The 25,281-nt window shown below is 62.8% G+C and carries 19 protein-coding genes and 1 pseudogene; 9 read left to right on the plus strand and 11 right to left on the minus strand.

Annotated elements, in window-relative coordinates:
• Positions 1 to 232: 232 nt before the first annotated feature.
• Complete coding sequence (locus tag ITJ49_RS17055) at positions 233 to 691, minus strand: hypothetical protein (protein WP_194606737.1); 459 nt, start codon at positions 689 to 691, stop codon at positions 233 to 235.
• A gap of 39 nt (positions 692 to 730) precedes the next feature.
• Positions 731 to 1,284, minus strand: a pseudogene (locus ITJ49_RS17060) (recombinase family protein).
• Between the two features lie 701 nt (positions 1,285 to 1,985).
• Between ITJ49_RS17060 and ITJ49_RS17065 the strand changes: the two are divergent.
• The 3 genes from ITJ49_RS17065 to ITJ49_RS17075 all read left to right on the plus strand — a co-directional run bounded on the left by ITJ49_RS17065 (position 1,986) and on the right by ITJ49_RS17075 (position 4,781).
• Positions 1,986 to 2,942: a ParA family protein gene (locus ITJ49_RS17065; protein ID WP_194606738.1), complete on the plus strand. Its 957-nt coding sequence runs from the start codon at positions 1,986 to 1,988 to the stop codon at positions 2,940 to 2,942.
• A 145-nt stretch (positions 2,943 to 3,087) separates the two neighbouring features.
• Positions 3,088 to 3,567: a hypothetical protein gene (locus ITJ49_RS17070; RefSeq protein WP_194606739.1), complete on the plus strand. Its 480-nt coding sequence runs from the start codon at positions 3,088 to 3,090 to the stop codon at positions 3,565 to 3,567.
• 248 nt (positions 3,568 to 3,815) lie between these two features.
• On the plus strand, positions 3,816 to 4,781 hold the full coding sequence (locus ITJ49_RS17075) for a replication protein RepA (RefSeq protein ID WP_194606740.1): 966 nt from the start codon (positions 3,816 to 3,818) through the stop codon (positions 4,779 to 4,781).
• Positions 4,782 to 6,499: 1,718 nt separating this feature from the next.
• Here the strand turns inward: ITJ49_RS17075 and ITJ49_RS17080 are convergent.
• On the minus strand, positions 6,500 to 6,994 hold the full coding sequence (locus ITJ49_RS17080) for a hypothetical protein (protein WP_194606741.1): 495 nt from the start codon (positions 6,992 to 6,994) through the stop codon (positions 6,500 to 6,502).
• Between the two features lie 452 nt (positions 6,995 to 7,446).
• On the opposite strand from ITJ49_RS17080, the gene ITJ49_RS17085 reads away from it, so the two are divergent.
• Entirely contained in the window at positions 7,447 to 8,238 is a 792-nt protein-coding gene (locus ITJ49_RS17085) for a hypothetical protein (RefSeq protein WP_194606742.1), read from the plus strand.
• Between the two features lie 306 nt (positions 8,239 to 8,544).
• Here the strand turns inward: ITJ49_RS17085 and ITJ49_RS17090 are convergent, their stop codons facing one another.
• On the minus strand, positions 8,545 to 8,772 hold the full coding sequence (locus ITJ49_RS17090; protein WP_194606743.1) for a hypothetical protein: 228 nt from the start codon (positions 8,770 to 8,772) through the stop codon (positions 8,545 to 8,547).
• Between the two features lie 529 nt (positions 8,773 to 9,301).
• On the minus strand, positions 9,302 to 9,646 hold the full coding sequence (locus tag ITJ49_RS17095) for a hypothetical protein (protein ID WP_194606744.1): 345 nt from the start codon (positions 9,644 to 9,646) through the stop codon (positions 9,302 to 9,304).
• Between the two features lie 1,127 nt (positions 9,647 to 10,773).
• Between ITJ49_RS17095 and ITJ49_RS18335 the strand changes: the two genes are divergently transcribed.
• A complete protein-coding gene (locus ITJ49_RS18335) occupies positions 10,774 to 10,944 on the plus strand; it encodes a hypothetical protein (RefSeq protein ID WP_194606745.1) in 171 nt (56 codons plus the stop codon).
• A gap of 316 nt (positions 10,945 to 11,260) precedes the next feature.
• Here ITJ49_RS18335 and fbaA read toward each other — a convergent pair whose 3' ends face one another.
• Together fbaA and glpX are read right to left on the minus strand one after the other, a co-directional pair.
• Positions 11,261 to 12,289, minus strand: coding sequence for a class II fructose-bisphosphate aldolase (gene fbaA / locus ITJ49_RS17105; RefSeq protein WP_194606746.1), 1,029 nt, complete (start codon positions 12,287 to 12,289; stop codon positions 11,261 to 11,263).
• Positions 12,290 to 12,327: 38 nt separating this feature from the next.
• A complete protein-coding gene (glpX, locus tag ITJ49_RS17110; RefSeq protein WP_228514668.1) occupies positions 12,328 to 13,323 on the minus strand; it encodes a class II fructose-bisphosphatase in 996 nt (331 codons plus the stop codon).
• A gap of 289 nt (positions 13,324 to 13,612) precedes the next feature.
• Here glpX and ITJ49_RS17115 point away from each other — a divergent pair, with 289 nt between their 5' ends.
• From ITJ49_RS17115 to ITJ49_RS17125, 3 genes are read left to right on the plus strand one after another with little or no spacing between them, the layout of a single operon-like run.
• Positions 13,613 to 14,452, plus strand: a complete 840-nt coding sequence (locus ITJ49_RS17115; protein ID WP_194606747.1) for a class II fructose-bisphosphate aldolase — start codon at positions 13,613 to 13,615, stop codon at positions 14,450 to 14,452.
• Positions 14,453 to 14,467: 15 nt separating this feature from the next.
• Positions 14,468 to 15,913: an FGGY family carbohydrate kinase gene (locus ITJ49_RS18340; protein WP_194606748.1), complete on the plus strand. Its 1,446-nt coding sequence runs from the start codon at positions 14,468 to 14,470 to the stop codon at positions 15,911 to 15,913.
• Between the two features lie 58 nt (positions 15,914 to 15,971).
• Positions 15,972 to 17,420, plus strand: coding sequence for an FGGY family carbohydrate kinase (locus ITJ49_RS17125; protein WP_194606749.1), 1,449 nt, complete (start codon positions 15,972 to 15,974; stop codon positions 17,418 to 17,420).
• 44 nt (positions 17,421 to 17,464) lie between these two features.
• Here the strand turns inward: ITJ49_RS17125 and ITJ49_RS17130 are convergent, their stop codons facing one another.
• The gene (locus ITJ49_RS17130; RefSeq protein WP_194606750.1) at positions 17,465 to 18,820 is read right to left on the minus strand and encodes an L-fuculokinase; all 1,356 of its coding nucleotides are present in this window, start codon (positions 18,818 to 18,820) and stop codon (positions 17,465 to 17,467) included.
• A gap of 344 nt (positions 18,821 to 19,164) precedes the next feature.
• Between ITJ49_RS17130 and ITJ49_RS17135 the strand changes: the two genes are divergently transcribed.
• Positions 19,165 to 19,950, plus strand: coding sequence for a GntR family transcriptional regulator (locus tag ITJ49_RS17135; protein WP_194606751.1), 786 nt, complete (start codon positions 19,165 to 19,167; stop codon positions 19,948 to 19,950).
• Between the two features lie 86 nt (positions 19,951 to 20,036).
• Here the strand turns inward: ITJ49_RS17135 and ITJ49_RS17140 are convergent, their stop codons facing one another.
• The 3 genes from ITJ49_RS17140 to ITJ49_RS17150 form a co-directional block, all read right to left on the minus strand.
• On the minus strand, positions 20,037 to 21,401 hold the full coding sequence (locus ITJ49_RS17140) for an MFS transporter (RefSeq protein WP_194606752.1): 1,365 nt from the start codon (positions 21,399 to 21,401) through the stop codon (positions 20,037 to 20,039).
• Between the two features lie 31 nt (positions 21,402 to 21,432).
• On the minus strand, positions 21,433 to 22,428 hold the full coding sequence (locus ITJ49_RS17145) for an alcohol dehydrogenase catalytic domain-containing protein (protein ID WP_194606753.1): 996 nt from the start codon (positions 22,426 to 22,428) through the stop codon (positions 21,433 to 21,435).
• Between the two features lie 729 nt (positions 22,429 to 23,157).
• Positions 23,158 to 24,993, minus strand: a complete 1,836-nt coding sequence (locus ITJ49_RS17150; protein WP_194606754.1) for an ATP-dependent endonuclease — start codon at positions 24,991 to 24,993, stop codon at positions 23,158 to 23,160.
• Between the last annotated feature and the right edge of the window lie 288 nt (positions 24,994 to 25,281).

Here is a 25,281-nt window from a genome sequence, read left to right on the forward strand (position 1 = left end):
CGTCACAAGCCCTGACGGACCGCCCCGCAAACAACCCACCGCCTGCCCTCAGCAGAACTGCCGTCTCGGAAATCTAACGGTTTAGAGACGTCTCAACTCGACGCCACCTCTTACGCGCACGGGGGGCGTTTTCAGGGTGATGGATGTCTCAGGAACGCGTCTCGCGCAATTCCAAAGCAATGCTTCTTGAGCGCACTTTCTCAAGACACCGGATTGTTCGGTGCCACGGACCTCAGGGTGTGAGGATCGTCACGGGCACGGTGGTTTCGTCCCCGACTCGGATTTCGGCCGAGCCCGGATCGACATCGGCGGGAATCGTGAGCAGTGTTTCGATGTGGCCCTTGTCGTCAGCGTGGACCGTCGTGAGTTTCGAGGCCGCTGCCGAGTCGTCCGTGAACGTGACGGCGATGCGGGTTGCTGGCGTGTTGGGGCCGCCTCCGGTGTCTTCACACACCTCGATGAAGTTGTCGCCGGTGAGCGTCACCTCTCCCCCAGATTTCACCTCGGAAGAAGACAGCTTCGCAGTCGGAGCCGCGCACGAGGCCGCAGCCACAGAGGAGCAACCCGAAAGAATCCAGGAGCTCACCAGGACCGTCACTACCACCGCAGCCATACGCGATGTGGCGCGATTGGGAGTCATCAGGGCGTCCTCAAGGATAAAGCGTCTTCGAGCCAAGAGATCGCTGCTCATCAACCGAAAATATCACCAGCAAGGCTTCACTAGCAGACCTTACGACTTAAGAGCTCTTGCCCGTCGGTAGAACGTCGACCGGGAAAACCCCAGGTCTCGGAGCACTTGCGCAGCAGTCTCTCCCCATCGATCAGACGAACTGCATTCCGGATCTGCCTATCCGTCACCTTCTGCGGCCTCCCTCCAAGGTCCCCACCTGCACTGCGTCTCTTGGTGACCAAATCGGTGATCCGCTCCCGCTTGATCTCCAATTCCATCTGCGCGAGTGCCGCCATCACCGCGAAGACCATCGACCCCATCGGCGTCGACGTGTCCACATCCCCTCCCCCAAGGTTCAACACCCGAAGACCTGCCGACCGCGACCTAAGTCCCTCAGCGAAGTCGAGCATGTTCTGCGTTGACCGGCCAAGACCGTCAAGCGTCATCACGACCAGAGTATCCCCGTCATGGATCGCGTGAAGGGTTCGATCAAAGGCCGGCCTCGACGCTCGGGCACCTGAAACGCCTTGGTCAACATAAAGGTCATCGCGGCGAACGCCGGCGGCTAAGAGGTCAGCTTCCTTCCGATCCGTATCCTGCTGCTTTGTCGACACCCTCTCGTATCTGAGTGATGGCGGAGAATGTGCACCTGACTGACGTCGCCGGACAGTGTGGCATCTACGACGACAAGGCCGAGCCCCCTGCCGAGGTGGTGGTCGCCGTCCGTGGTCGTCCCCCAATGTCTGCCCCGGCATCGGTTAGGCCGGGGTCGTCAAGAATCGACATGCGGCGACAGCGGCAAGACGGGCCTGCTGGCAGACCTGGCGTAAAAGGCGCATATGGCGGCGCTGGCACACCTGGCCTACGCGCGGGAGCTCTGCCGGAAGGCCTCATTGGTAAGGGGGAGGGCGCAGGAAGCCCTGTGGTCGCCGCTGACGCGCTGGGACCCCTTTCTGAAGTGATTGCCTTCGGGTACACAGATTCGTTCGATACGCGGTAATTCGCGTAGAGTGGCGAACCTGGCCATCCTGGCCTACGCGGCCGCGACCATCTGGCGCACATGGCATGACTGGCACATCTGGCATGTCTGGGATAGCCAGACGCGCCAGTTTTTCTGGCCTGCGTGTAGGCCAGGTCTACTGGCGTAGCCAGGATGCCCAGGGGTTATGGCCTAGACGGCAGCACGCAGGCCATGTTTTCTGGCGCATATGGCTGGACTGGCAATCCTGGCCGTGCCAGACTCACTACGTGCGCACCAGCGCGCACGTGATTACCCGTAGGCCAGGCGCGCCAGACCGCGGGGGAGGAGACACCAGTGCCAGTGAACATTGACCGCAACTATCTGCAGCGGGTCGTTGCTGTCATCAACAACAAAGGTGGTGTCGGCAAAACGACTCTCTGCGCAAACATGGGTGGGCTTCTCGCTGAAAACGGCTGGAGGGTCCTCATCGTGGACCTTGACGGCCAGGGAAACCTCGGTCTTGACCTCGGCTACGGCGGGGGAGAGGACGACGACAACGGTGCTGCCCTATCGAAGTCCCTGGTGTTCGGAGATGACCCCGTCCCCATCAAGAACGTCCGGCCGGGCCTCGACGTCATCCCTGGGGGCACAGTCATTGAACAGATCACTGCGAGCCTTGCTCAACAGATCGGCCGTGGCGCCGACGAAACCCTCAAGGCCCGGCTCAGCCTCGCGACGATGCTCGCAAAAATTTCGTCCAACTACGACCTAATCCTGCTCGATTGCCCTCCGAACGACGATGTCATCCAGTCAATCGCGGTGGCTGCTGCGCGCTACATCCTGATTCCCGCAAAGGCGGAGAAAGCAAGTCGGCAAGGCGTCACTCTCACCGCTAAGCGCCTCGATCGGGTACTCGACATCAATCCGGATCTCGACCTCCTCGGGGTCGTCATCTTCGGTTCCGCGACTTCCGAGGTTCGTGTCCGTAAGAAGTTCGAGGACGAGGTCGTCGCTGACCTGGGGGGCGAGCCCGCTGTCGGTTCTGTCTTTCAGAGCTACGTCAAGCACGCCGGCGCGACGGCCAAAGCCGCCCGCGATAAGGGCGTGCTGGTGCACGAGCTCGACGAGCAGGTACGCAGCAGCGGTAAGTGGTACGAGGCGCTCAAGCTCGGGCAGAAGTACGAGTCGCCCGGACCGCAGTCCGCGGGGACGGTCGCCGACAGTCTTTTCGCTGTCTCGCAGGAGTTCATAGCGCGGCTCACGGAAAAGGAGCAAGAAGCCATGCAGGCGAAGGAGGCCCAGGTTGTCTGACAAGCCGAACCGCACACTCTCTGGGCCGCCGCCTCAGGTTGGTCCAGAGACGCCGACGCCCGCGCCCGCGAGCTCGCTTCTCCGAAGTCAACGTCTGCTCGCACCTCCGCCCGCGAGCCCCGTTCGCGAGGCCACCCAGGCTGCCGTGAAGCAGACCGACGAGACTACGGCTACCCCCGCGGATGCTCGGGAGTCCGCCATCGCCGCGGGGGAGGAAGCTTCCCGCGATTCCACCCCCGCCCCACTACTTGACGTCAGCGAAGAGGCGTCGACGCTCCCCGTGGGGCCAGCCGACACCCCAGCCGCCTTCAAAACGGTCGTCACAGCCGCTGAGTCGGCGCAAGCGGAAGAGCGACGGAGGCGGCGAAACGCCGACCCCCGCGGAACCAACCCGGACGACATCATCAAGGTCACATTCGATGTACGCCGGGGAGATCGTGACGCCTTCAACGCCGCGGTGACCGCAGCGGTGCTATTCGAGGGCTACGCGAACGCGGGGGAGTTCCTTCAAACCCTCTACAACCGTGAGACCGAACGCCTTCAGAACGAATACAACGGAGGTCGACCGTTCGAGAAGCGCACCAAGCGGCTGCCGGCCGGCGGGTCCTTCAAGAAACAGACCTAGCGCCACCCCACGCCCCGCAACGCGCACCAGAGTCGCCGATGAGCCTCACCCGCGAGGGGCAGGATTCGTCCAAGATCGTGACACGCCGGGCTGGTTCCGGCGTGGGTAAGTAGTCCGCGACCAACCTGTGCAAGTACCAACTCGGATGGGGGAGCGCCAGGCACAGTGCGCTCTGCCGGGTGGGACGCACAGTTCCTGAGCGCCTTTGCGCGCCACGCATGCAGTCCACATTCTCCCGGAGGTCCTCAATGACTGACATCCTCACTGAAGCTCGACCGAACTTGATGCCGTCGGCGCCTCTCATCCACATCGACGAGGCCACCAAGCGGCTGGTGAACTACGCCGCCAACCTCGAGGGCTCGGACGAGATGGGCATGGATATCGGTTATTCCGCGCGCTTGTGGGCCCAGGTGTCCCTGCCCTACCGAAACCCGGGAGAGATCCCGTACTGGGAGCGGAAGAACGGCAACGTCTCCCTCATGATGCAGCCGGCCTACATTCTCGACCCGGCCACGGGGGAGAGGCGAGCGGCCTACCCGTTCGGGGTTCTTCCTCGACAAGCGATGAACTGGATGGCCACCGAGGCCGTGCTGACTGGCGAGAAAACGCTCCATCTGGGCGACTCCATGATGCAGTTCATGGCCAAGATCGGTCTCGCCCATGGAGGCCGGGACCACAAGCGGGTCAACGACGGCCTTCGTCGCCTCTTTGGCGCGAACCTCAGCGTGGAGGGCCTGGAAATCGCCGAGGACGGCAACGGCCACGGCGAAGCCATCGAGTATTTCCGCATCGCCGACAGCGTTCGCCTCTGGTTCGGCGGCAAGGACGAAGCCACCTCAACGCCGCTTTGGCAGTCCAGCGTGACCTTGTCCGACAGGTTCTTTGACTCCATCGTGTCGTCGCCGGTGCCTATCGACCTCAATGCCATGAAGGCCATGGGCAAGTCAGCCATGCGCATGGACATCTACCTCTGGCTCACCTACCGAATGTTCTACCTGCGGAAGCCGACGCGAATCAAATGGGCGGACCTGAACTTGCAATTCGGAGCTCAGTACAAACAGCCCCACAAGTTCAAGGCAGCCTTCGAGGGCCACCTCAAGTTCATCAAGATCGCGTATCCCGACGCACGCGTAGAGCCAACTCCCGAGTACCTGATTCTCCGGCCCTCCAAGCCCCACGTCGAGCCGACCAAGCCTCGTCGAGAACTGGACTGACAAGCCGGTTACGCCAACCCGAGAGAGAAACGTTCCGTCTCGGGGACCAGATACCCACACGGCATTGACCACAACCCGCGTACTTCCAATCACACTTGAAGTGCCAGGTTGACGCCCAGGGGACCAGATACCCACACTGGCCTCGGTCGTCCTTTTTTGAGTGATCTCGCAGACGCGCTCTCCTAGCGGATTCAGGGACCAGATACCCACGCGTCTTCCTGCCGGGCCTGCAGGTTGCGCCGCACGTAGCCATATCGGCTCTTCACATCCAACGGCGCCAACGACTCCGACCGACTTTCAGCGTCGAGGACCGAATACCCACGCGTACGCCGGGCCCTGGCAGGTATCACACGTGGGACGGCACTTCGCGGGCTGCACCGAGCGCCTCCCGTCAAAGCGGCCGTGGGAATCTGGTCCTTGCCTCGTTGCAGAGCACACGAGCGACGCGGCAGGCGTGGGTATCTGGTCCCTTAGGCCGGTTCTACGTTGTGGGTATCTAGTCCATTGGCAGTCTTTGCCTCGTCGGTACCAGGTCCTGCTCATGTGGGTATTCAGTTCCACTCCACCAACCAAAACCCGTGGGTATCTGGTCCGCTCGCGTGGGTCGCGACCTTCACAACTAACCCCTAAGGCCCCCTTTACCCCCAGACCCTCCGGACGAGCGCGCATCACTGTGGGTATCTGGTCCTAAATCATGTGGGTATCTGGTCCCCGCCGCTCTTTGACCGTCACGGTTCGATGGCAGCGTGGGTATCTGGTCCGCGACTGGCGGTGGGAATCTGGTCCCCGTTGTCGAAGAGGAGCTGCCGAACCTTCAATTGAACTAACGAGGTGGGTATCCAGTCCTAGGGGACATCTTGGCGTCGGTTTGGGTGCTTCAACCCGTGGTACTTCTTCATCATGGAAGGGTTGAACCCGGCCACCTGTGGATAACTCTTCGAATGCTCTTGTGGTTGCGCTGGAACGAATTTGAGTTACAGGGATAGCTACAGGGAACAGCTACAGGGGGAGCCTCGCCAAGTCGTCGGCATCGGCATGCTGGTGCGGATCGGGAGGGGTTCTCGGCCATGTTGCCCGGACCCAATACCCACAAGACCCGGACTAGACACCCACGTGAAGCGGATTACATACCCACGGATCCGGACCAGATACCCACGAAATGTGCGTGGGTATTAGGTCCAAGGGATCTGTGGATAAACCGTCCACCTGAGCCTAGGCTTTCCAGGCCGACCTAAGAATGTGGTCTAGGGCGGCTTGCGCTCCTATCTGCGGTACCTTGACGCCCCCGCCGTGGCGCGTCCACGTTCTTTCGCCTTCGGAGGCACAGAGGGCGACTTGGTGCGCTTCTGCTCGACCGTGGTGATGACCGGCGTCCCCCAACGGACCGTGTAGATGCCGTCGCGTTGCCCAACACGGAACTCTTCGACGAGGACAAACTTCCCCCGCCTGAGCTGCGATCGTGAGTTGGCTGGCGCGTGAGTCGTCGCGGACGTCAGCGTCAGTGAAGGTGTGGGTGTTGCCGACGGCACCAGACGCCCGTAGGTGCTTGCTCGCGCCCGGGTCGTCGAGGATGTGGGTTCGAAGGGCCATGCCGTTGCTATGCGCGGCGGAGTGGCGGCGACGGTAGGGATTGCCCTGTCCTGGCGCGCCAGTGCCCCTCGCAGCGCATTTGAGTTCGCAAGCTGCGAGGGGCTGGAGGAGTGGTGGCCGATTCGTTGCTAGGCGCCGACGCTGCGGAGTAGCTGGGCCATGCCTACGGACATCCAGTAAATGCGTCGCTTGGATTCCCACTCCCAGACGAAGTGCCACTTGGTACCGGTGGCGTATTCGTAGAAGCTCAGGCCGTGGGCACTCACGACTTTTCCGACGCCACTTAGTGTTCCCGCTACGGACTGCGTAGTCCGCGCGCCGGTGGCGTCGACGAGATCCTGAGGCGTGAACCGGCGCGTGCGGTCTTCGAGGGCCCCGTCGATAAGGACTCGGAGGCTGTCTTGGCCGGCATCAGTGACGTCGCGCCAGAAGGCTGCGGCGACGTCTTTCGCGCCCGGCTGGTTCACCCATGTTGGCGCTTTCCCTGCAACGTGCGGGGCGTTGGTCTTGTCGGGCTGGGGCGAGGGGACCTCGTGGGAGGAACCGTCGCCGAGAAAATCGGCGAAGCGGGTGTAGAACTCCGGCGGTCGGTTTTCGGGTACCGGCACGGTGACGTCAATCATGAAGGCTCCTTCAGGTGAGTAGGCGGGCTTGATACGGGCTTGCTCAACTACCCGTTGCTGGTAGCACGACGTCAGGTGAAAATGAGCGGGCTTGTAAACCGGGTCGGCTTGCACGCCCACGTTGTGACTGCAGCGCACAGGCAATTTCCGACTGCGAATGAGCTCACTGCCTACGTGCGGCGGGTTGGGTACCTATGGCCCTGGCTGTACTGGTGAGCACAGCCTGGTCGTGACGTTGGGATTGAAAGTGATCACACAACGTGCTTCGAGATGTCGCGACAATGATTTAAACAATCGTTCCGCACAATTGACATTTTCCTGAAAAGTAGGTGGTAATTCCCCCGTCTGACACCCTCGCATCGTTGAGTTGGTGCGGAAGTCGTTCCGCACCGGTTTCGCAAAACACCGGAAGTTTTGCCGGGAATGCCGAGAGACGGTGCGAGGATAGCTCTATGAGCGGTGAACTCGCCGAAATCCAGGACGAGGACGCGTGGCCGGCGCTGCCGGATCTGCCGCCGGGTGTTGATGGGGCTCGCCTGGTGCGCATCCGTCAGATTCAGGCTCAGGCCATCTCCGACGGCACGCGGAAGATATACAAGCGGGAGTGGGCCCGGTTCGTCGCCTTCTGCAATGAGGCGGGCGCCGATGCGCTCCCCGCCCATCCTCTGACGGTTTGCTCGTACTTTCAAACGGCGGCTGCCGACGGGCGAGACGAGCAGGGCACCCCATACGCGTCGAACACGTTCAACGGGTGGCTCGCCGCCATCGACAAAATGCACGAGCTTGCCGGGCAAGAGAGGCCGTCAAGAAATCCTGACGTCTCCGCGACCATGGCAGGCCTTCGCCGCTCCAACGGTGGTGAGCTCCGACAGATGCCGGCGTTACTGCTCGAAGAGATGTGCACCCTCGTCGGACGCATCGACATCAACTCGTTCCCCACAGGCATACATGGTGTCCGCGACTACGCCATCATCGTGATGGGCTTCGCCGGCGCTTTCCGCCGCAGCGAACTCGCTAGCCTCCTCATCGGCGACGTCACCTTTCACGAACAAGACGGTCTCCACGTTCGGGTGCGGAAGTCCAAGACGGACCAAGAAAACCGCGGCCGGACGAAAGCTTTGCCGTACGGTTCGACGCCGACAACGTGCGCCGTGTGTGCGTACATGAGGTGGCTGACGGTCACGGAAGCCATCTCTCAAGAACGGCCCCGCCCAAAGGCGATGAAGCTTCTTACCGGGATGTAGTTCTCATGGGTCGCGGAGTCTCCTTGGTTGGTCCTATCCGCTGGATACGCTCGGAATTATTCGCCGCCGGCATCGCACTTTTCACGTTTTACGTCATCTGGACTGTCCGTCTCGCCGGTGCAGTCTCTGTTGGTCTGACGCGTCGTTCGCTCATGCGTATCTCATGACGGCCGCTCTGCTGCCGGCGGAGAGGAGGTAATGCCTCCGTTTTCCTGTCTCGCCCAGGTACATGCGGCGAAAACGAAGGGCGGGACCAAGTTTCGACAAAGAAGGTCGATGATGGTGCGGCCCGAGGGTCGGAAAGGGTCACGTGTTGAGGGCCATCCAAACGCCGATGTCGGCCTGGCGGACGGCGGCGGCCGCCCTGTCGCCGTAGGCGATGAACGCGGACCCCACGCCGGGGCTACCCGCCGACTTTCGGGTGGAATCCTTAATCAAGCTGATGCGGCGATCCACGAGGCAGACGAGGGTCTCGTTGGCAAGGGCGACCTGGAACCACGCGGTGCCAGGTAGAGCGAAGACGGGGGGCGACACCGTCGCCGGGGGCGGCGAGCTTCTCCATCAACGGGACCATGCCCGAGAACCGCGGGTTCATCTACATAGTGTCGGCCCCCCCGGGGTCAGTCCGTCTTCGGCGATCGTCAGGTGGACGTCGAAGGAGACGTGGTTCCCGACGGCGTCGGGCGACCTCACATCCATTCCCTCGCGCCTGATGCCGAAAGCCGCGAGAATAAATCGTGGCAATTACCACTCGTTGACGGCGCCCTTGGAACTTTTGTGGTTTGGACCGGCCTTCCTACGGGAGGCCCACGCGTACGACTGCACCCGCCCATACTTACTCGGCCATTGATACACCGTCGATCCCGCCACCCCTGCCGTTCGAGCCACGAACATGGGCGACCCCTCGTCCAAGTCTTTCCAAAACGCTAACTGGACCGCCGACGGCGATAACGGTCTTCCCATTCCTAACACCCCACAGAATTCAGGGAGTTGCTCTCAGCACCTAAATTTGCCCCTTGCGGCGTCGATAGTTCGCGGCATCGGGGCTGAGATCCCTCGCTTCTCACGTCTCCGGCGCGAATCCGAACCGGTTCATCAACTGGCCTGCGATCAGCACACCGAGTGCGTGGGAGACGTCATCGATGAGTCGCACCACGACGTCGGGCATGTTGCCGCCGATCCCGGTGACGGGTGCCGACCGGTCGATGTTCTCGAGTCCCGTCGGCGCCTTCGCGAGGCCCGCGGCCTCAAGAGGACGCCACACCCGCTCGAGGCCGGCGACGTCGCCCGACTCGATGCGGTTTGCGAATACGTCGCTGAACACAGCCTGCGGAAGGCTGTCGAGCCACCCGCCCCACTCGGCGCGCTTGCTCTCGGAGGCGAGCATTGAGGTAATGTCGCGGTTCACGTCAAGTTGCACCGCGGTGCTGGCCGAGACTGCGTCGTACAGTTCTCTCCATTCGGGCGAGCTTTCGAGTGTGACGAGCTCTTCCGGCCAGGTGACTCGTGCTGCGAGGGCGGCGATGATGAGGGACGAGTCGAGCGCCTCGTGGGGCGCGACGACCGGTGCGTCGCCCTCAGCCGCGAGGGCGGCGAGCCAGTTGGGGAGAAATTCAGGCGAGCGCGGGTAGCGGCGGAAGTCTCCGCGCCAGTCGTCGTAGCTATGTCTGGACCGTCCGGCGGCGCGAAAACGTCGGTGAGGCTTCTGTAACGGTCACGGACAGGCTGCCGCTTGAATTCGCATACCTGCCCAGCCAGTCAAGTGGGACCAGAACATACGACGCCGCCGTGGGATTCTGAACGATTGAAAACCTGGCAGTGAATTTGGCTGCCGCGCGGACGGTCGCGGTTCGGGCCAACACGCTGGGCACCTTCACCAACCTCGCCCACTTCCTAGCCGCGTCCACCCCGGCCGCCCCGGCACGTTTTACCGCCACTCCAAGATTCAAGCTCTTCTCCGGCGGCGTGTGCCGAGAACGGTCGTAGGCCCCCGCGAGGAGAACCACTCCGGCCCGAGCGAGAAACGTGGTCTACGTTGAGGGGCCGGTGAACGCTAAGAGGTCTGCGTGTTCTTGCCACAGTGCGGCACAGCGAGGCCACCACCCAGGCGACCTGAGAGGGAGGCCTTCTGGTTCACGAGTTCGACGAGGAAGTGCGTAAAGGACCGAAATGGTACGAGATTCGGCGAGGCACGCGAAGGCGCAGACTCAAGCGCCACGAAGTGCCTCGTCCGGCGTGGGCGACCTGCAGGTTGTCACGCAAGAGATTGTGTCGCGCATGAGCGCAGCCGAGGCGCTCAAGGTGACGGCATGAGCGACGCCCCGGACCGGTCCATCAAAGGGTTGACGCCCCGCGGGGCAACGCCGGACTTTTCCAGGCTCCAGCGCCGTAACCGCATCAGCCCCGCGACCCCCGCTCCTCAAGGGCCGACTGAGATATCGCTCGTAGAGTCCGGACTGCCCGATCCGGTTCGGCCGGCAGCCCAGGCGCCGTTGATGGTGTCTGTGGATCGGGAAAAGGTGAGGACGTGCCTAGATGGACGGCTTCGCGCGCGCCCGGGAGGCATACCGGGCGACGAGTCACCTCGAGGGCGACGGGAACTGGTCCGACTTCGTGGAACGAGCTTTCTTGGCCGAGATCCCGCGGCGAGAGACCACGCACGTCGGCGACCAAACGCCATTCTCTCCGAGAAGACCACTGAAATGACCTGGTGGACAAATGGGCCGACAGTAACCCCGCTGATGTATCTGCAAGGCGGCGGGAGGGCCGCCGTCTCTCACTTCCCCCCTCAGGAATTGACGCCCGATAAGCGCCATTACCCGTGTTGACCCCGCTGAGACTCACGAGAAGACGCGAGGTCCTTTTGGGGCGCCCGAGCAGGCGGATGATGAGTCTCCGCCACGGAACGACGAGTACCTGTCGTCGACGCCCCGGGGCGGTCCATACGTTTTGACGTCGAACTTAAGGTCGGCTTTGCGGCGATCAGTTGGTTCGCCGGGACTTGTTTGGCGGGTTGCAGAGGCTAGCTTTGCGAGTGGCCGAGCGAGCCGAGCTGGCGGGTCGCCTCGACAACCCGGGCTGCCATGGCCGACTCGGCGATCTTGCCCCAGGAGCGCGGGTCGTAGGTCTTCTTGTTGCCGACCTCGCCATCGACCTTCAAGAAGCCGTCGTAGTTCTTAAGCACCGTGTCGGCGATGGACCGCGAGAACGCGTACTGCGTGTCGGTGTCGATGTTCATCTTCACGACGCCGTTCGAGACGGCCTCCGCGATCTCTGCGTCGGCCGAGCCGGAGCCGCCGTGGAAGACGAGCTCGAGGGGTTTGTCTCCCGTGCCGAACTTCTCCTGGATGCCCTGCTGGATCTCGCCGAGGAGCTCGGGGCGGAGCTTCACGTTGCCGGGCTTGTAGACGCCGTGGACGTTGCCGAACGTGAGGGCGGCGATGTACCGGCCGTGCTCGCCCAGACCGAGGGCCTCGACCACCCGGGTCACGTCGCCGACGGTCGTGTAGAGCGCGTCGTTGGTGCCCTCGTGCTCGACGCCGTCTTCTTCGCCGCCGACGACTCCGATCTCGACCTCGAGGATCGCGTTGATCGCGCGGGTGCGCCTCAGCATGTCTTCGGCGATCGAGATGTTCTCGTCGAGGGGCACGGCCGAGCCGTCCCACATGTGCGACTGGAACAGCGGGTTGCGACCCGCCTTGACCTCTTCTTCGGAGGCGGCGATCAGGGGCAGGACGAAGCCGTCGAGGGCGTCTTTCGGGCAGTGGTCGGTGTGCAGCGCCACGGTCACCGGGTAGTTCTTGGCGACCTCAGTGGCGAACTTCGCGAAGGCGATCGCCCCGGCGGCGCGGTTCTTCACGGTCTGGCCGGCGAAGTAGTCGGCGCCGCCCGTCGTGACCTGAATGATGCCGTCGGATCCGGCCTCGGTCAGGCCCTGCAGAACGGAGTTGATGGTCTGCGACGACGAGACATTGATCGCGGGATAGGCGAAGCCCTGCGCCTTCGCTCGATCGAGCATCTCGGCGTACTGCTCTGGGGTGGCGACGGGCATGACTTCTCCTTGACTAGGTGCTGAGCGGGCGTGACGGGCTATTCGCCGTCTGAGTACCACTTCGACTCGAGATGGTCGGCCACGACTCGACGGTGTGTACCTGAGTGCGATCGAAGCACCAGGCTTTCCGTGCGGATCATGCCGTGCTTTCGGCTGACCCCGGCGACGAGGCCGCCGTCGGTGACACCGGTGGCGACGAAGTAGGTGTTGTCGCCGGTGACGAGGTCGTCTTGGTCGAGGACCCGGTTGAGATCGTGGCCGGCGTCTATGGCACGCTGACGTTCGACGCTGTCTTTTGGGGCGAGACGCCCCTGGATGAGCCCGCCGAGGGCCTTGATGGCGCAGGCGGTGATGATTCCCTCGGGAGTGCCGCCCGTACCAACGCACATGTCGATCCTCGAATTGGGCATCGCGGCGTTGATCCCGCCAGCGACATCGCCGTCGAGTAGCAGGCGGGTGCCGGCTCCGGCAGCGCGGATGTCGGCGATGAGCTGCTTGTGGCGAGGACGGTCAAGGACGGCGATGACCATTTGGTCCACCGGGACACCCTTTGCCTTCGCCAGGGCACGAATGTTTTCAGCGATCGGCTTATCGAGGTCGATGATGCCGAGCCCTTCGGGGCCGGTGACGATCTTGTCCATGTAGAAGACCGCGCTGGGGTCATACATGGTGCCCCGGTCGGAGACGGCGATGACGGAGACGGCGTTTTGCCGGCCGGTCGCGGTCAGCGAGGTGCCGTCGATCGGGTCGACGGCGATGTCGAACGAACCCCCGTTGCCGGTGCCGACATGCTCACCGTTGAAGAGCATCGGTGCTTCGTCTTTTTCGCCTTCGCCGATGACGACGACGCCGTCGAAGTCGACCGTGCCAAGGAACTTGCGCATGGCGTCGACCGCGGCGCCGTCGGCAAGGTTCTTCTCGCCGCGGCCGATCCACGGGGCGGCGCGGATGGCGGCGGCTTCGGTCGCTCGGACGAGTTCCATTCCAAGGTTTCGGTCGGGGTGGCTCAATGCAAGCTCAGTGGTTGCGGGCATGGGTGGCTCCTTCCGCGATCTCGAACTGATCGCCAACGTCGGCAAATGCAACCCCACCTTACAGCTTGTACATACTGGCTAGACAATACGGACGACCGGGGCTAATCTCGTGGTGTGACAGCGCCCTGCTGTCTACAACGTCGTAGGAGATGCCTGGGCGTCGAAGACGTGCTGCACACATCTCGGTATGCCCTGGGTTGCTTCCCCGCTGCTCGGCGGCCTCTCGTACCCAGCAGCTCCCTCACCTGCGTGGTCGCTCGTTAACCGGTGATCACCGAAAGGACATGTCATGCCCCTAGTCAGTGGCCTCGAAGTCATCAACGAATGTGTCTCCCGCGGTTTCGTCGCCGGAGCGTTCAACACCACAGACCTGGAGACGACCCTGGGGATCCTCGACGCAGTCGACAAGGTCGGCGTTCCGACGTTCATCCAGGTCGCCCCAACGAATGTGGCTCTGTCGGGTTATGAATACATTTACGACATGGTCGCCCGACGGCTTGAAAAATCCTCCGTCCCGGTTGCCCTGCACCTGGACCACGGCAAATCGTTGGATGCTGTGGAAGCGGCTCTTGCGGCCCGCTTTACCTCGATCATGATTGACGACTCTGAGGCGTCTTATGAGGACAACATCGCGACTTCCTCGACGGCCCGCCAGATGACACCCGCGCACCTTGCTCTCGAAGCGGAGCTTGGCAGCATTGGCGGCAAGGAAGACGATGTCGCCCCCGAGTACGCTGCGCACACGGACCCGGCCCAGGCGAAAGATTTCGTCGAGAAGGTCCGCTGTGACATGTTGGCTGTCTCTGTCGGTAACCAGCACGGGTACGTCCCCAACGCCACCATCGACTTCGACCTCCTCGCACAGGTCTGGGACGCTAGCCCTGTGCCGCTTGTCATCCATGGCGGGTCAGGTCTCCCCAGCGAGCAGCTCAGCCGCTTGCACGAGTTCGGGGTGGTGAAGGTCAACGTCGCCAGCGACCTCCGCAACGCCATGATCCGCAGCTTCGGCGAGGCCTACGCCGCGAACCCCAACGAGGCGTCCCTCATCCGGGTCGCCAAAGATGCTGTGGCTGCAATCAGCGACGTCGTCGAACGACGCATCCGCACCTTTAACCCGTCCGTGAACTGACCAAAGGAACCCACCGTGCTCCCCACGATCACCGTCGATGTGGGCACCACTAGCGTCAAACTCTGCCTGTTCGACGCCCATGGTGACCTCCAAGCGTCAGCCCGCGACACCACCCCCACCACAACTGACAGTCTCGGCGAGATCTACCAGGTCGACATCCTCCAAGACCTGATCCGGACCTTCATTCTGGCCCTCCCGCCCGAGGTTCGCGGGACGGTGAAGAGGATCGCGATCACGGGTGTCGGTGAATCGGGTGGTCTCGTTCGCCCGGACGGGTCCCTGGCCTCCCCGATGATCCTCTGGCACGATCACCGCGGAGCAGACCTTCTGACGGGCCTGAGCGGTAGCGCTCGTGAACTGGTCTACCGGGTGACGGGGCTCCCCGTGAATGCCAACTACGGCCTGTCAAAGGTCGCCTGGGCTGTCAAAAACGGTGCAGGAGACGAGGCGGAGGCGAAGTGGCTGAACGTCTCCGAGTACCTGGCTGCGTGGATGACCGGCGAACGGTGGTCGGAGTACTCCCTCGCGAGCCGCACCATGGCGCTCGATCTGCAACGGCGAGCATGGTCGGCAGAGGTGGCAGCCCTTCTAGGGCTCAGCGTGGAAATTTTCCCCGAGCTGCAGCCGGCGACACACGGCTCACCCATCACCCGCTCAGTCGCCGATCGTTTCGGGGTGCCTGCCAACGTGCATGTCCACGTCGCCGGCCACGACCACATGGTGGGAGCCATCGGTGCCGACTTGCACCACGGGGAGCTGCTGAACTCCACAGGAACCACCGAAGGGCTGCTCTTCTCACACGACGCTCCGAGTCTTGACGACGCATCAGCCATGGCGATGCTGGCCAATGGGATCTCCTGTATCGGATCGGACTTCACCCTCTTCGCCTCCATTCCCACCGGAGGTTCCGCGTTCGCCACCTTGCAAAGCATGCTGGGACTTCCGATCACAGAACTCAATCTCATCCTCGAGGACCTGCACCACAGGTACCTGGCCGGTGACATCGTCCTGGAGAACATCCCTCTGGTGCTGCCGCAGTTCCGCGGCAGCCCCCCGCCCACCAAACGGGCCGCCGCCCGCGGCATGATCGCCGGCCTCCAGACAGACGTCGCCGTCGACGACATCGTTTTCGGTTGCTTCCTCGGGATGGTGGTGCAGTTCCGTGATGTGCTGGAGCTGTTCCCCATGCAGCCTGACCGGATCAAGGTCATCGGCCCGGCCAGCAAAAACCCGTTGTGGTTGCAGCTGAAGGCCGACCTACTCGGGACGCCGCTGTCCGTGTCGCAATTCCCGGAGGTTGTCTCTCGAGGTGCACAGGCGCTGGCCTCAGAGACACGGTCCGACTGGGACGGGTGCAAACCCTTCGAAGTTCTCCCGGATGAGACCCGGCACGGCGCCCTCGCCCACTGGTACGCGGACGTCAGGCCGCTGTGGGAGCACATGAAGGCGGCGCCGGTATGACCCGGCCCTGGACCACCACACGGGAATCACTGGGGTATGAAAAGTCAGGAGCAGGGCAATGACGCTTGTTGCGGGAATCGATTCATCGACCCAAACCTGCAAGGTGACCGTCCGAGACCTGGACACGGGCGCGAAGATCCGGGAGGGAAAAGCGTCCCATCCGGCCGACACGATCGTTGATCCAGCGGTCTGGTGGGAAGCCATGCTGGTTGCCATTACCCGCGCCGGCGGCCTGGCGGACGTGGCGGCAGTGTCTGTCAGTGGTCAACAGCACACCCCTATTTTCCTCGACGCCCACGGCGACATTGTGTGCGATTCGCCGCTGTGGAACGACACAGGATCCCACCCTCAGATGGTGGCACTGAACGAAGAGCTCGGTCGTGACGAATGGATTCGCCGCACAGGCCTCCCAATCACTCTCTCCGACACGGTCACCAAGCTTCGATGGCTCCGCGACACCGACCCCGACGCCGTTCAAAGGACCGCCGCGGTGGCGGTGGTGCATGACTGGCTGACCTGGCGGCTGATGGGGTTCGGCCCAGGTGTGGGCGCCATCGACAAGCTCACCACCGACCGTTCGGAAGCATCCGGAACCGGATACTGGTCAGGGGAAACGGGGGCGTACTGCCTGGACCTTTTCGAGCATGCCTTCGGAAAGCCCGCCCACTTGCCGACAATCCTTGGTCCTCTTGATCGGGCCGGTGTCACCGGTTCCGGCATCCCCGGAGTTCCTGCCGGCATCCCAGTGGGGGTGGGAAGCGGTGACAATGCCGCCGCTTCTTTGGCGTTGGGACTCTCGGCGGGGGATGCGGTGTTATCCCTTGGCACCTCCGGTGTCGTCTACGCCCGAACCGCCCAGCCGGTACACGACTTCGCCGGATATGTCTGCAGTTACGCAGACGCCACCGGCGATCACCTGCCGCTCGTGGCGACATTGAACGCGGCACGGAACCTCGACGTCGGAGCGGCCCTTTTGGGCTGTTCGCACGCGGAACTGTCGGATCTGGCCATGGAAGCGGAACCGGGCGCTGAGGGACTCACCCTGTTGCCGTACTTCGAAGGGGAAAGGACCCCCGACCTGCCTCACGCCCGAGGCTCACTGCTCGGGGCTTCGCTGGCGAACCTGACCCGGGCAAACTTCGCTCGAGCCGTGATCGAGGGAACTCTCGCCAGCCAAGTCGAAATGCTAGACGCCCTCAACCGGTGCGGCATTGAGCCGAAACGGTTGCTCCTAATCGGTGGGGGCGCTCAGAGCGCCGCCGTCCAGCAGATCGCCACGCAGATGGTTGATGTGCCGATCGCTGTCCCGGCCCCTGAGGAGTACGTCACCAAAGGAGCCTCCATGCAAGCGGCGGCAGCTCTCACCGGAGCGTTTCCCACCTGGTCGGTGGAGTTCACCGATCTGGTCGCGCGACCCATCGAGGCCCGTATTGCCGAGCAGCACGAAGCCGCGAAGGTCGCTCTGGGCTACAGCGATGTCAACCCTTCCCTGGAATTGGTCAAGTAGCCCCGCCAACGGGACACGTGCGCAAGCCCGGGGACTGCGGCTGCTTAGGGGTGTGAGCGTTCGGTCTTCAGCGCGGTGCCGGGCGACACGGGCCATTGAAGAGCGGTGGCGGCGAGCAAAGCCGCGCCGACGGCCGTCACCTCGGATTCGCCGAGGATCGTGATGTCGTGGCCACCGACACTCTTTTTGACCTCCATCCAGCCGGGGGAGCGCGCCCATCCACCGGCCGCGTAGACCCGTGTGGTTGCCGGTATATTCCCCACGACAGCATCGATAGCGTTGCCACCAAGCCGAGCGAGGGCCCCTACGACAGCTGACGCTCGGGAGAGTGGTGAACGAGGCGCCGTCAGGGCGTAGCGGGGCCGGCCGCCGCCCTGAACGCCGGGATAGAACTCCTCCGAGTTGAGGAATTCATCGGGTGTGGTGGTGCCGTCGATGATGTTCTTGAGGGCATCTGCGACGGCAGGGTCTTGGGACGCCCAGGCGTAGTTGCGTGCGAGCTCTTCGACCCGCAGGAGAGTGGAGCCCTCGGAACGGATACCGGGGGCGACGTCCACGCGGGGGTGGCCCTGATCAGAGCGGTATGGCTTCGCAGATTGGGCAACGATCACCTCGGCGGTTCCCATGGAATCAAGGATCGCCCCGGGGTGGAGAAGATGGACCGCCCATCCGCCGATGGGGTGGTCGTGACCACCGGCGACCACCACGGCGCCGTCGGCGAGAACATGAGCGTGCTCCAAGTGGGCGGATCGCAACGGGCCCACGATATCTCCGGTGGGGATGACTTCGGGCAGGAGGGCTTGGTCGTGGAGGGTGGCGGCCACCCGGTCGGGAATCCAGGTCCGTGTCTCCGGGACCCACGCGGACGTTCGGGCAGCCAACGTGTCGCTCATGAATGCCATGGAGCTCCACCGTGCAGCCGCGTAGTCGGCCAGCGCGACCCAGCTGCTTGCTCTGTCGTGACCGGGTTGATTGCTGGCCCAGAGCCAACCGACGATTGTTCGGGAGGCGTCGGTGGAGACGCCGAGACCTGGGGCCGGGAGAAGGAGCGGTTCGAGGTCGTGGAACAGCCGCGAGCGTCGTGGGTCGAACCAGGCGAGGGCGCGGCCAAGGGGTTCGCCGCTCTCGTCGATCAGGATGCCGTCCTCGCCGACTCCGGCGACGGCGACGGCATGAACGGTGTATTCGCTCCCGCAGGCCTCGATGATCATGTTTTCGATGGCGACGAACAGGAGGACCGCATCGATGGAGAGGTCGATGGGATGCCGTGGGGTTGGCCGGGATGCCCTTGCGACTACTCGTCCACCGCGATCGAGAGCGACGACTTTGCAGTTGGTGCTTCCGATATCCACACCACAGGTGACAGCGGCTCGCGACGGCATGGTGACCACTGCTGTCATCTCCTTTCATTCATGGAACGTTCAAGGCGAGTCAGTCGTTGAAGGACACCGTCTTGGTCGGCACCGAGATCTTGTCAAGAGTGTCTTGGGCGCTGTCGGCACCGCGCTGCCTCATGTTCGCCCGACGATGACCCGTGGCAACCGTGGCACCAATTCTATTTGTCTAGACGGTACGGACGTTGGACCGGCACCTGCGGCGCCATCCGGGCATGGGACCCATCCCACCCCTCCTACTTGCTTCTCGTGAGTCGCCTACGAGCAAGCCTGGGATAGACGGTCCAGACGATCTAGAATTGAGGTGCTCATGCTCGCCACGACGGCGACTGGGAGGAGAGGTGACCCGCATGGTGATCACTACTGACGAGATCAACAGGACGTCGCCGGTGCCGTACTATCAGCAGCTCTTCGACGTGCTCCAGGCTCGACTCAGTAACGGGGCGATCGCAATAGGCGAGAGGCTGCCTAGCGAGAATGAGTTGGGGGCAGAGTTCGGTTTGGCCCGGGCAACGGTGCGTCAGGCTTTGCAACTCTTGGAAAGTCACGGTCTGGTTCAGCGGATCGCCAAGCGGGGCGTTTTCGCGACGGAGCCCGCCACCGACCGTGGCTGGGTCATTCAGGGCTCTCAGGGGTTCCTGGAAAATGCGATGGGGCATCAGAACAGGTCCGTGACCACGGATGTTCTCCGGGCAGGCACTGTTCCCCTTCCGGCAGCTGCCGCCCGGTCGCTTGATGTCCCCGAGGGGAGTATGGGCTTTGAGTTGGTGCGCTTGCGGAGCCTTGATGGCACTCCGGCTCTTTACAGCATCAATCACAGTCCCCCGAAAGTCGCGCCGCTCGTGGCAGCTGCGGGTGAGGTTCTTGCCGGGACGGCGTCGTTCTCTGAATTGTTGGCCCGGGCGGGGTTTGAACTTGGCGGGGCTCAGCGGACGATCCACGCTGTGGCGCCGGGGCGGGAGATCGCGAAGCTACTTGGCGTCGGTGAAGCCACGCCGACCCTCCGGATCAGATCTGTGTCCTGGACGCCGACGGGGGAACGGTTCGACGTGTACGAGACGTGGGTTCGCAGCGACGTCATTCCTCTGGAAGTGAACGTATCCACGGTGGATCTGGCCGGCGCAGCCTCCGCTTAGAAGAACACGGCGCATTGTGCCGGTGTTCACACACAGGAAAGGGCCGACCATCCGAACGGACGGTCGGCCCTTTCCTGTGTGCGGGGTTACTTCAGCTGTTCCGGTGTGGCGGTGGTGCGGTTGCCGGTGACCAGGTCGGGGTTATCGGCGAGGTCTTGCAGGCTGAGGCCTTCCGCGACGACTTTCGCGGATTCCTCTGGGACTCGGAGCCAGCGGACCGCGATGCCGGCAGCAACGTACATGGCGGCGAAGATGATTGTCACTCCCGCCGCGCCAAGGGGGGCGAGGAAGATCGCGACGACGAGGGGTCCGACGAAGGTGGCAGCTCCTGCGCCGAGGTTCAGTACGGCGATGGAGTTGCCCTTCTGGCCGGGTGCCATCAGGGACATCAGGACGGAGATCGGGGTGAAGCCGGCCAGGGTGACGCCGAAGAACGCGGCGCACAGGACGGAGACCCAGTAGCGGTCCCCGACGACCTGGGGGAGGAAGTAGAAGCACAGGACGCTCACTGCGGAGCCGATGCAACCAGCCCACCGCAGGGTGCGGTGCCAACCGAGTTTGTCGCTGAGGACGCCGAAGAACAGGTTCGCGAAGATGTTCGCGGCGCCGAGGACGAACACGAGGCGCAACCAGCCGGCGGTTCCGAAGTGCAGATCCGTAGCGAAGACGGTGGGGAAGAAGACGAAGAGGCCGAATTGCGGGGCGGTGTTCACGATGCGGATGAGGCAGCCGATGCCGACGCGGGGGCTGGTGAACGCAATGGCGATGCTGTTGATCATGCTGCGCCCGGTCGTGACGGACGGGGCTGCGAGGCGCTGTCCGCCGCGGGCCTTTCTGATCCCGACGAGCGTGACGACAGCTCCGAGCGCAACGAGGATCAGGGAGATCCACAGGGTGAGGTATTCGCCGATGATCGGTTGCGTCCCGCTGGCGAGGAGGGATCCGAGGGTGGGCAGGCCGCCGGTGAAGGCGAAGTAGAACCAACCTACGGCGGAACCCAGACGGTTCGCGGGGCTTCCGGCGAGGATCCAGACGAGGAACCCGTAGGCAAAGAACGGGTAGCCGATCCCTCGGATGCCGTAGATAACGAGAATCAGGACGAAGTTGTGCGACGGGATCGCGACGGCTAGGAAGAGGACTTCCATGACGCCCCAGGTGACGGCACCGATGATCATCACCCGTCGGGGGCCCCACACGTCAGAGAACGCGCCCGACAGCCAGGACCCGATCGTGACGACGAGTCCGTAGACGGAGATGATCACAGCGGCGTTGGTTTCGTTGCCGGCACCGTTCCCGGCCAGGTAGGGGGCGATGTAGCCCGATTCGACACCGTCACCGATCATGAACAGCAGTAGCCCCACGAAGCCCCAGACGAGGGGGCGGGGCAGTCCCATTCGGTCGATGAGGTTGCGGGTGGGTGGCCCGGTGCGGATTGCGGAGGTAGCGGACATCGGTGTCTTCTTTCAGGAAAAAGGGGGAGGACTACTGCTGGGGGAGGATGTGGACCTTGCGGGCGGTTTCCGATTTGGCGGCTTCCAGCGCTTCGGCGTAGTCCGCCAGAGCGAAGGTATGGGTGACGGTGCGCTCGGCAAGGTTTGGGAGATTGGTGATCTCCGCTACCGCGTTGGGGTAGGACGTGGCGAGGGATTGCGATCCGATGATCGAGATCTCGCGGTCGAAGAGGTCGTAGGGGTAGAGGTCGATGTGGGCGGTAGGGCTGACAACGCCCATCTGCAGGAGGGTGCCGCGGTTGGCGAGCCGTGTCAGGGCATCCGCCGGGGCGCTTGGGTGTCCGCTGGCTTCGACGACGAGGTCGATGTCCTTGACCGTGGTTCGGGCGCCGGGTTCATCGACGACGTCTGCCCCGAACTCAAGGGCCGCTTGCCGGCGGACGGCGCTCGGTTCGACGATGGCGACACTTGATGCGCCGTTCGCTTTGGCGTACGCGAGGGCCAGAAGCCCGATGGAGCCGGCGCCGTAGATGAGGACGCGTTGCCCTGTGACGGGGGCAACTCGGCCGAAGGCGTGCAGGACGCAGGCAAGCGGCTCGATGAGGGCTCCTGTGGCCCAGTCGAGACCTTCGGGGAGATGGTAGACGACCTTGGCGGGGACTTTCACGAGTTCGGCGCAGGCGCCGTTGCTGGTGACTCCGATCGGGACCAGGTTCAGGCACAGGTTTGTCGCGCCGGCCAGGCATTCGACGCAATGCCCACAGTTGACGTTGGGGTCAACACACACCCGGTCGCCTACAGCGAATTCCGTCACGTCGGAGCCGATAGCGGTGATCGTGCCGGCGAACTCGTGGCCTGGGACGACGGGGAACGTTCCGGTGGGGTAGTCGCCAGAGGCCAGGTGGATGTCCGTGCCGCAGATCCCGACGGCCTCCGGTGCGATCACGACGTCCGTCAGGCCTGCGACAGGGTCGGGCAGCTCAGTGATTTCGATCGAGCCTTTGCCATCTAGAACGACTGCGCGCATCTGCGGTTTTCCTCTCCTTGGTTCCGGAAGAGGAGAAACCCTCGACCTTGAGGTTCACCCGCACCGAAAGTGGCGGCGCGAGGTGAGTACCGAGATCACAATGTACGCGAATATCACAGACATGTCCATACGGAATAGGCGGTATAGACAAGACCGAGATTTGGTAGCTGATTGTTTCTGACCAGCCCGCCAATTCGGTCGACGAAGGTGGTGCTTCTCGGGACGGCCCCCCACCGGTATTCACTAGGACTCGAATTCCGGGCCGTCCTCGTCGCAGCCGTTCGCGCACACTCCTCAGAGTTCGCGGCGTTGATCAACGCTCGCCCGTCAGTCGTAGTCCTCTCGCGAGGCTCAACTGCTGCGGAATGAACCGGTCCTGTTGCTTTGAGGTACGGCCCAGCGCGGCACGAAGCGATCAGGCAAAGTGCGCCGCTTTAAGGCCGGGGACGCTGCCATGCAACAGATCTGATCTCGGGTCCAAACGTGGCGCAACACGGCGAACCCGGGAGTTGCTGCACGTAGAAGCGGCCCGTGGCGAGTCGGGCTAGCCATCAGATTTGGCGATCAGCGGGTCGGCTTGATCCCCAAGATGGCGGTACCGTTCTTCGACCAGGTGAAGACCCCGTGGGGCTTTCGGACCGCCGACCGGCCGCGGTCGATGCCTCGGCTCCTCCGCGGCGCGAGCGGTGGCGCAACGGAGCCCAGGACGACGGCGTTGCGCGCCAGACGTCATAGAAGGACAGCTGGTCTTTCGAGCTGCTGACCCGCGTCTTTGGCGCCAAGAGCCCAGCGCCATAAGAGTGATTTGACGTTTGCCGGTACTTCATCCCACGTAAGCCACTGTGCTAATTCTGCTCGAACGTACGGGGCTTTCGCACCTGCCTTATCCGACGCCGACAAGGTCGTCCCCTTGGATCCCATCCGGGCCATCAGATCGTGACAGCTTGTGGCATCAATGCTCTGGGCCGCCGCGAACTGAAGAGCCCGCACGTCCGACACGTTTTCAAGCATTGAGTACTCGAGATCGATCGCGCTGAAATGGACGGGAACGTCTAACGCCATGGCCGTCGTATTGATAGCGGCCGTCCTCGCGGACATTTCAGGAGAGTCGTCCGCATTTGCCTTGGTGTCAAGGCCGGTGGCGATGGCTGCAATTGCGCCCGTCAACGTGATCGGCACAACTACGCCCGACTCGCGGAGTGCTCTGACCACATCCGACCCAGCGTCAATCGAATCAGCGCAAATAAGGACGTTGTAGGCAAGCTCACCCGAGCCTGGGTTGACGTAGCGGCGGAGGAGGCGGAGCCACGGTCCAAAGGCAGTCTTACTGCCAGTTGCGCAAACGCGCATTCTGTTCAGAACAGACGGAGGAAGGTGGTCGTAGAGCTGCCGCCTGAGGGATTCGAAGAAAGCTACGTCTCCCGGTCCTTCCACGAGAAGCAGGCTCCGATCGAACATCGCATGCGATACCAGGGACGAGAGGAAGTAGCGGTCCTTCGCGTTTTGCGCGCTTGATGCCTCGGCTGCTGGAAAGGCGGAATGCGCTTTTAAGACGACTACGTTTGATGGCGCAACTTCCGCGAGGATTGCGCTGCTGTGAGTGGTGGCAATGGTCTGAGTGCCAGCCTTCGAAAATATCTGCTGTGCAATGGTGCGTTGAGCACTTGGATGAAGAAAAGCCTCGGGCTCTTCGAGTAGGAGGAGTTGGTTCGATTCGCTGGCCAGAGACAGCTGAGCTACCGCCATAGTCAAAACACTTTGAAGCCCTGCCCCCAGTCCGGCAACCGACACGGTTTCCAAGTCGTGTTCCCCCGTGCTGAACCGGGGCTCCATTTGACTAATCGCCAGCTCCACTAGGTCCGCGGGGGAGACTTTCGCGCTGAACGTGCCGCTGGGTTCGAAACCACATTGGATTAGGTCTCGAGCGTCATCCCACACGGTGCGGGCCATGTCACTGGCGTTCTCACTGAGCCGGTCCGCTGCATCCCCTGTCGCCTTCGGCACGCCGGCTGGGCGGCCTAGGCCGTCGTAGATCATGTGCTCCTGTAGACGCTTTCTCAGAGCTGTCCTGAGAAGACCCGCGAAGAGCGCGGAGCTACCGTCGCGAGTTGCGGGGATATAAAGACACGCGTACTCGTCCTGCAGGCGCCCGATTAACTCGATAGCGTTCGGTTCCGTTTCGGGTGCTTCACCCCGCTCCGGCACCCCCAGTCGCGCGTAGTTGTTCCCCTGGCGGAATTGGATGCGAACTTCGGCTATTCCGGCTTGATCAGCCCCAAATTTTTTCGCCGATCGCCCATCGCTTATGTGGACGCGCAAGAAGATTCTTCGCGCTCGATTTCGAGTTGCTCGCGCAGGCAGGAGTAGCTGCTCTTCGGCGTGAGTCAAATCTCTCCGGCCAATGAGCAGCTGATCATCCAGGTCATTTAGTACCCAGTTGATGCTTCGAAGGAGGGACGTTTTGCCCGAGTTGTTTTCACCGATGAGCAGGGCGTCGTTTTCCAAATTGAAGTCTGTGGTGGTGAAACCGCCAATGTTTTCCAGCCGTATGCTCTGCAGTCGCATCTTCAATTAGGTACCCCGCCCCAGTTTTTGCCATTCCTCCGAATGGACCCCGAAATGAGCTTAACCAGGTTCTGGGACAGAAGGCTTTTGGGACGCATGCCAGTGGCAGTCAACTCCACTGCCGCGTGGTCTCATAACACTAGGGATATGGGATGTCCCACTGCCTTGACTGCGAGAACCAAGCTGGGCCCGGAGTTCCGCCACACTGAACTTCCCAAATCTATGTGCCAAAAGCCTTTGCTTGAGTTTGCGTGTTCATCGTTGGTTTTGGGACACATGGAGGTCCAT

Source organism: Frondihabitans sp. VKM Ac-2883, assembly GCF_015350875.1.
Lineage (GTDB): Bacteria > Actinomycetota > Actinomycetes > Actinomycetales > Microbacteriaceae > Frondihabitans.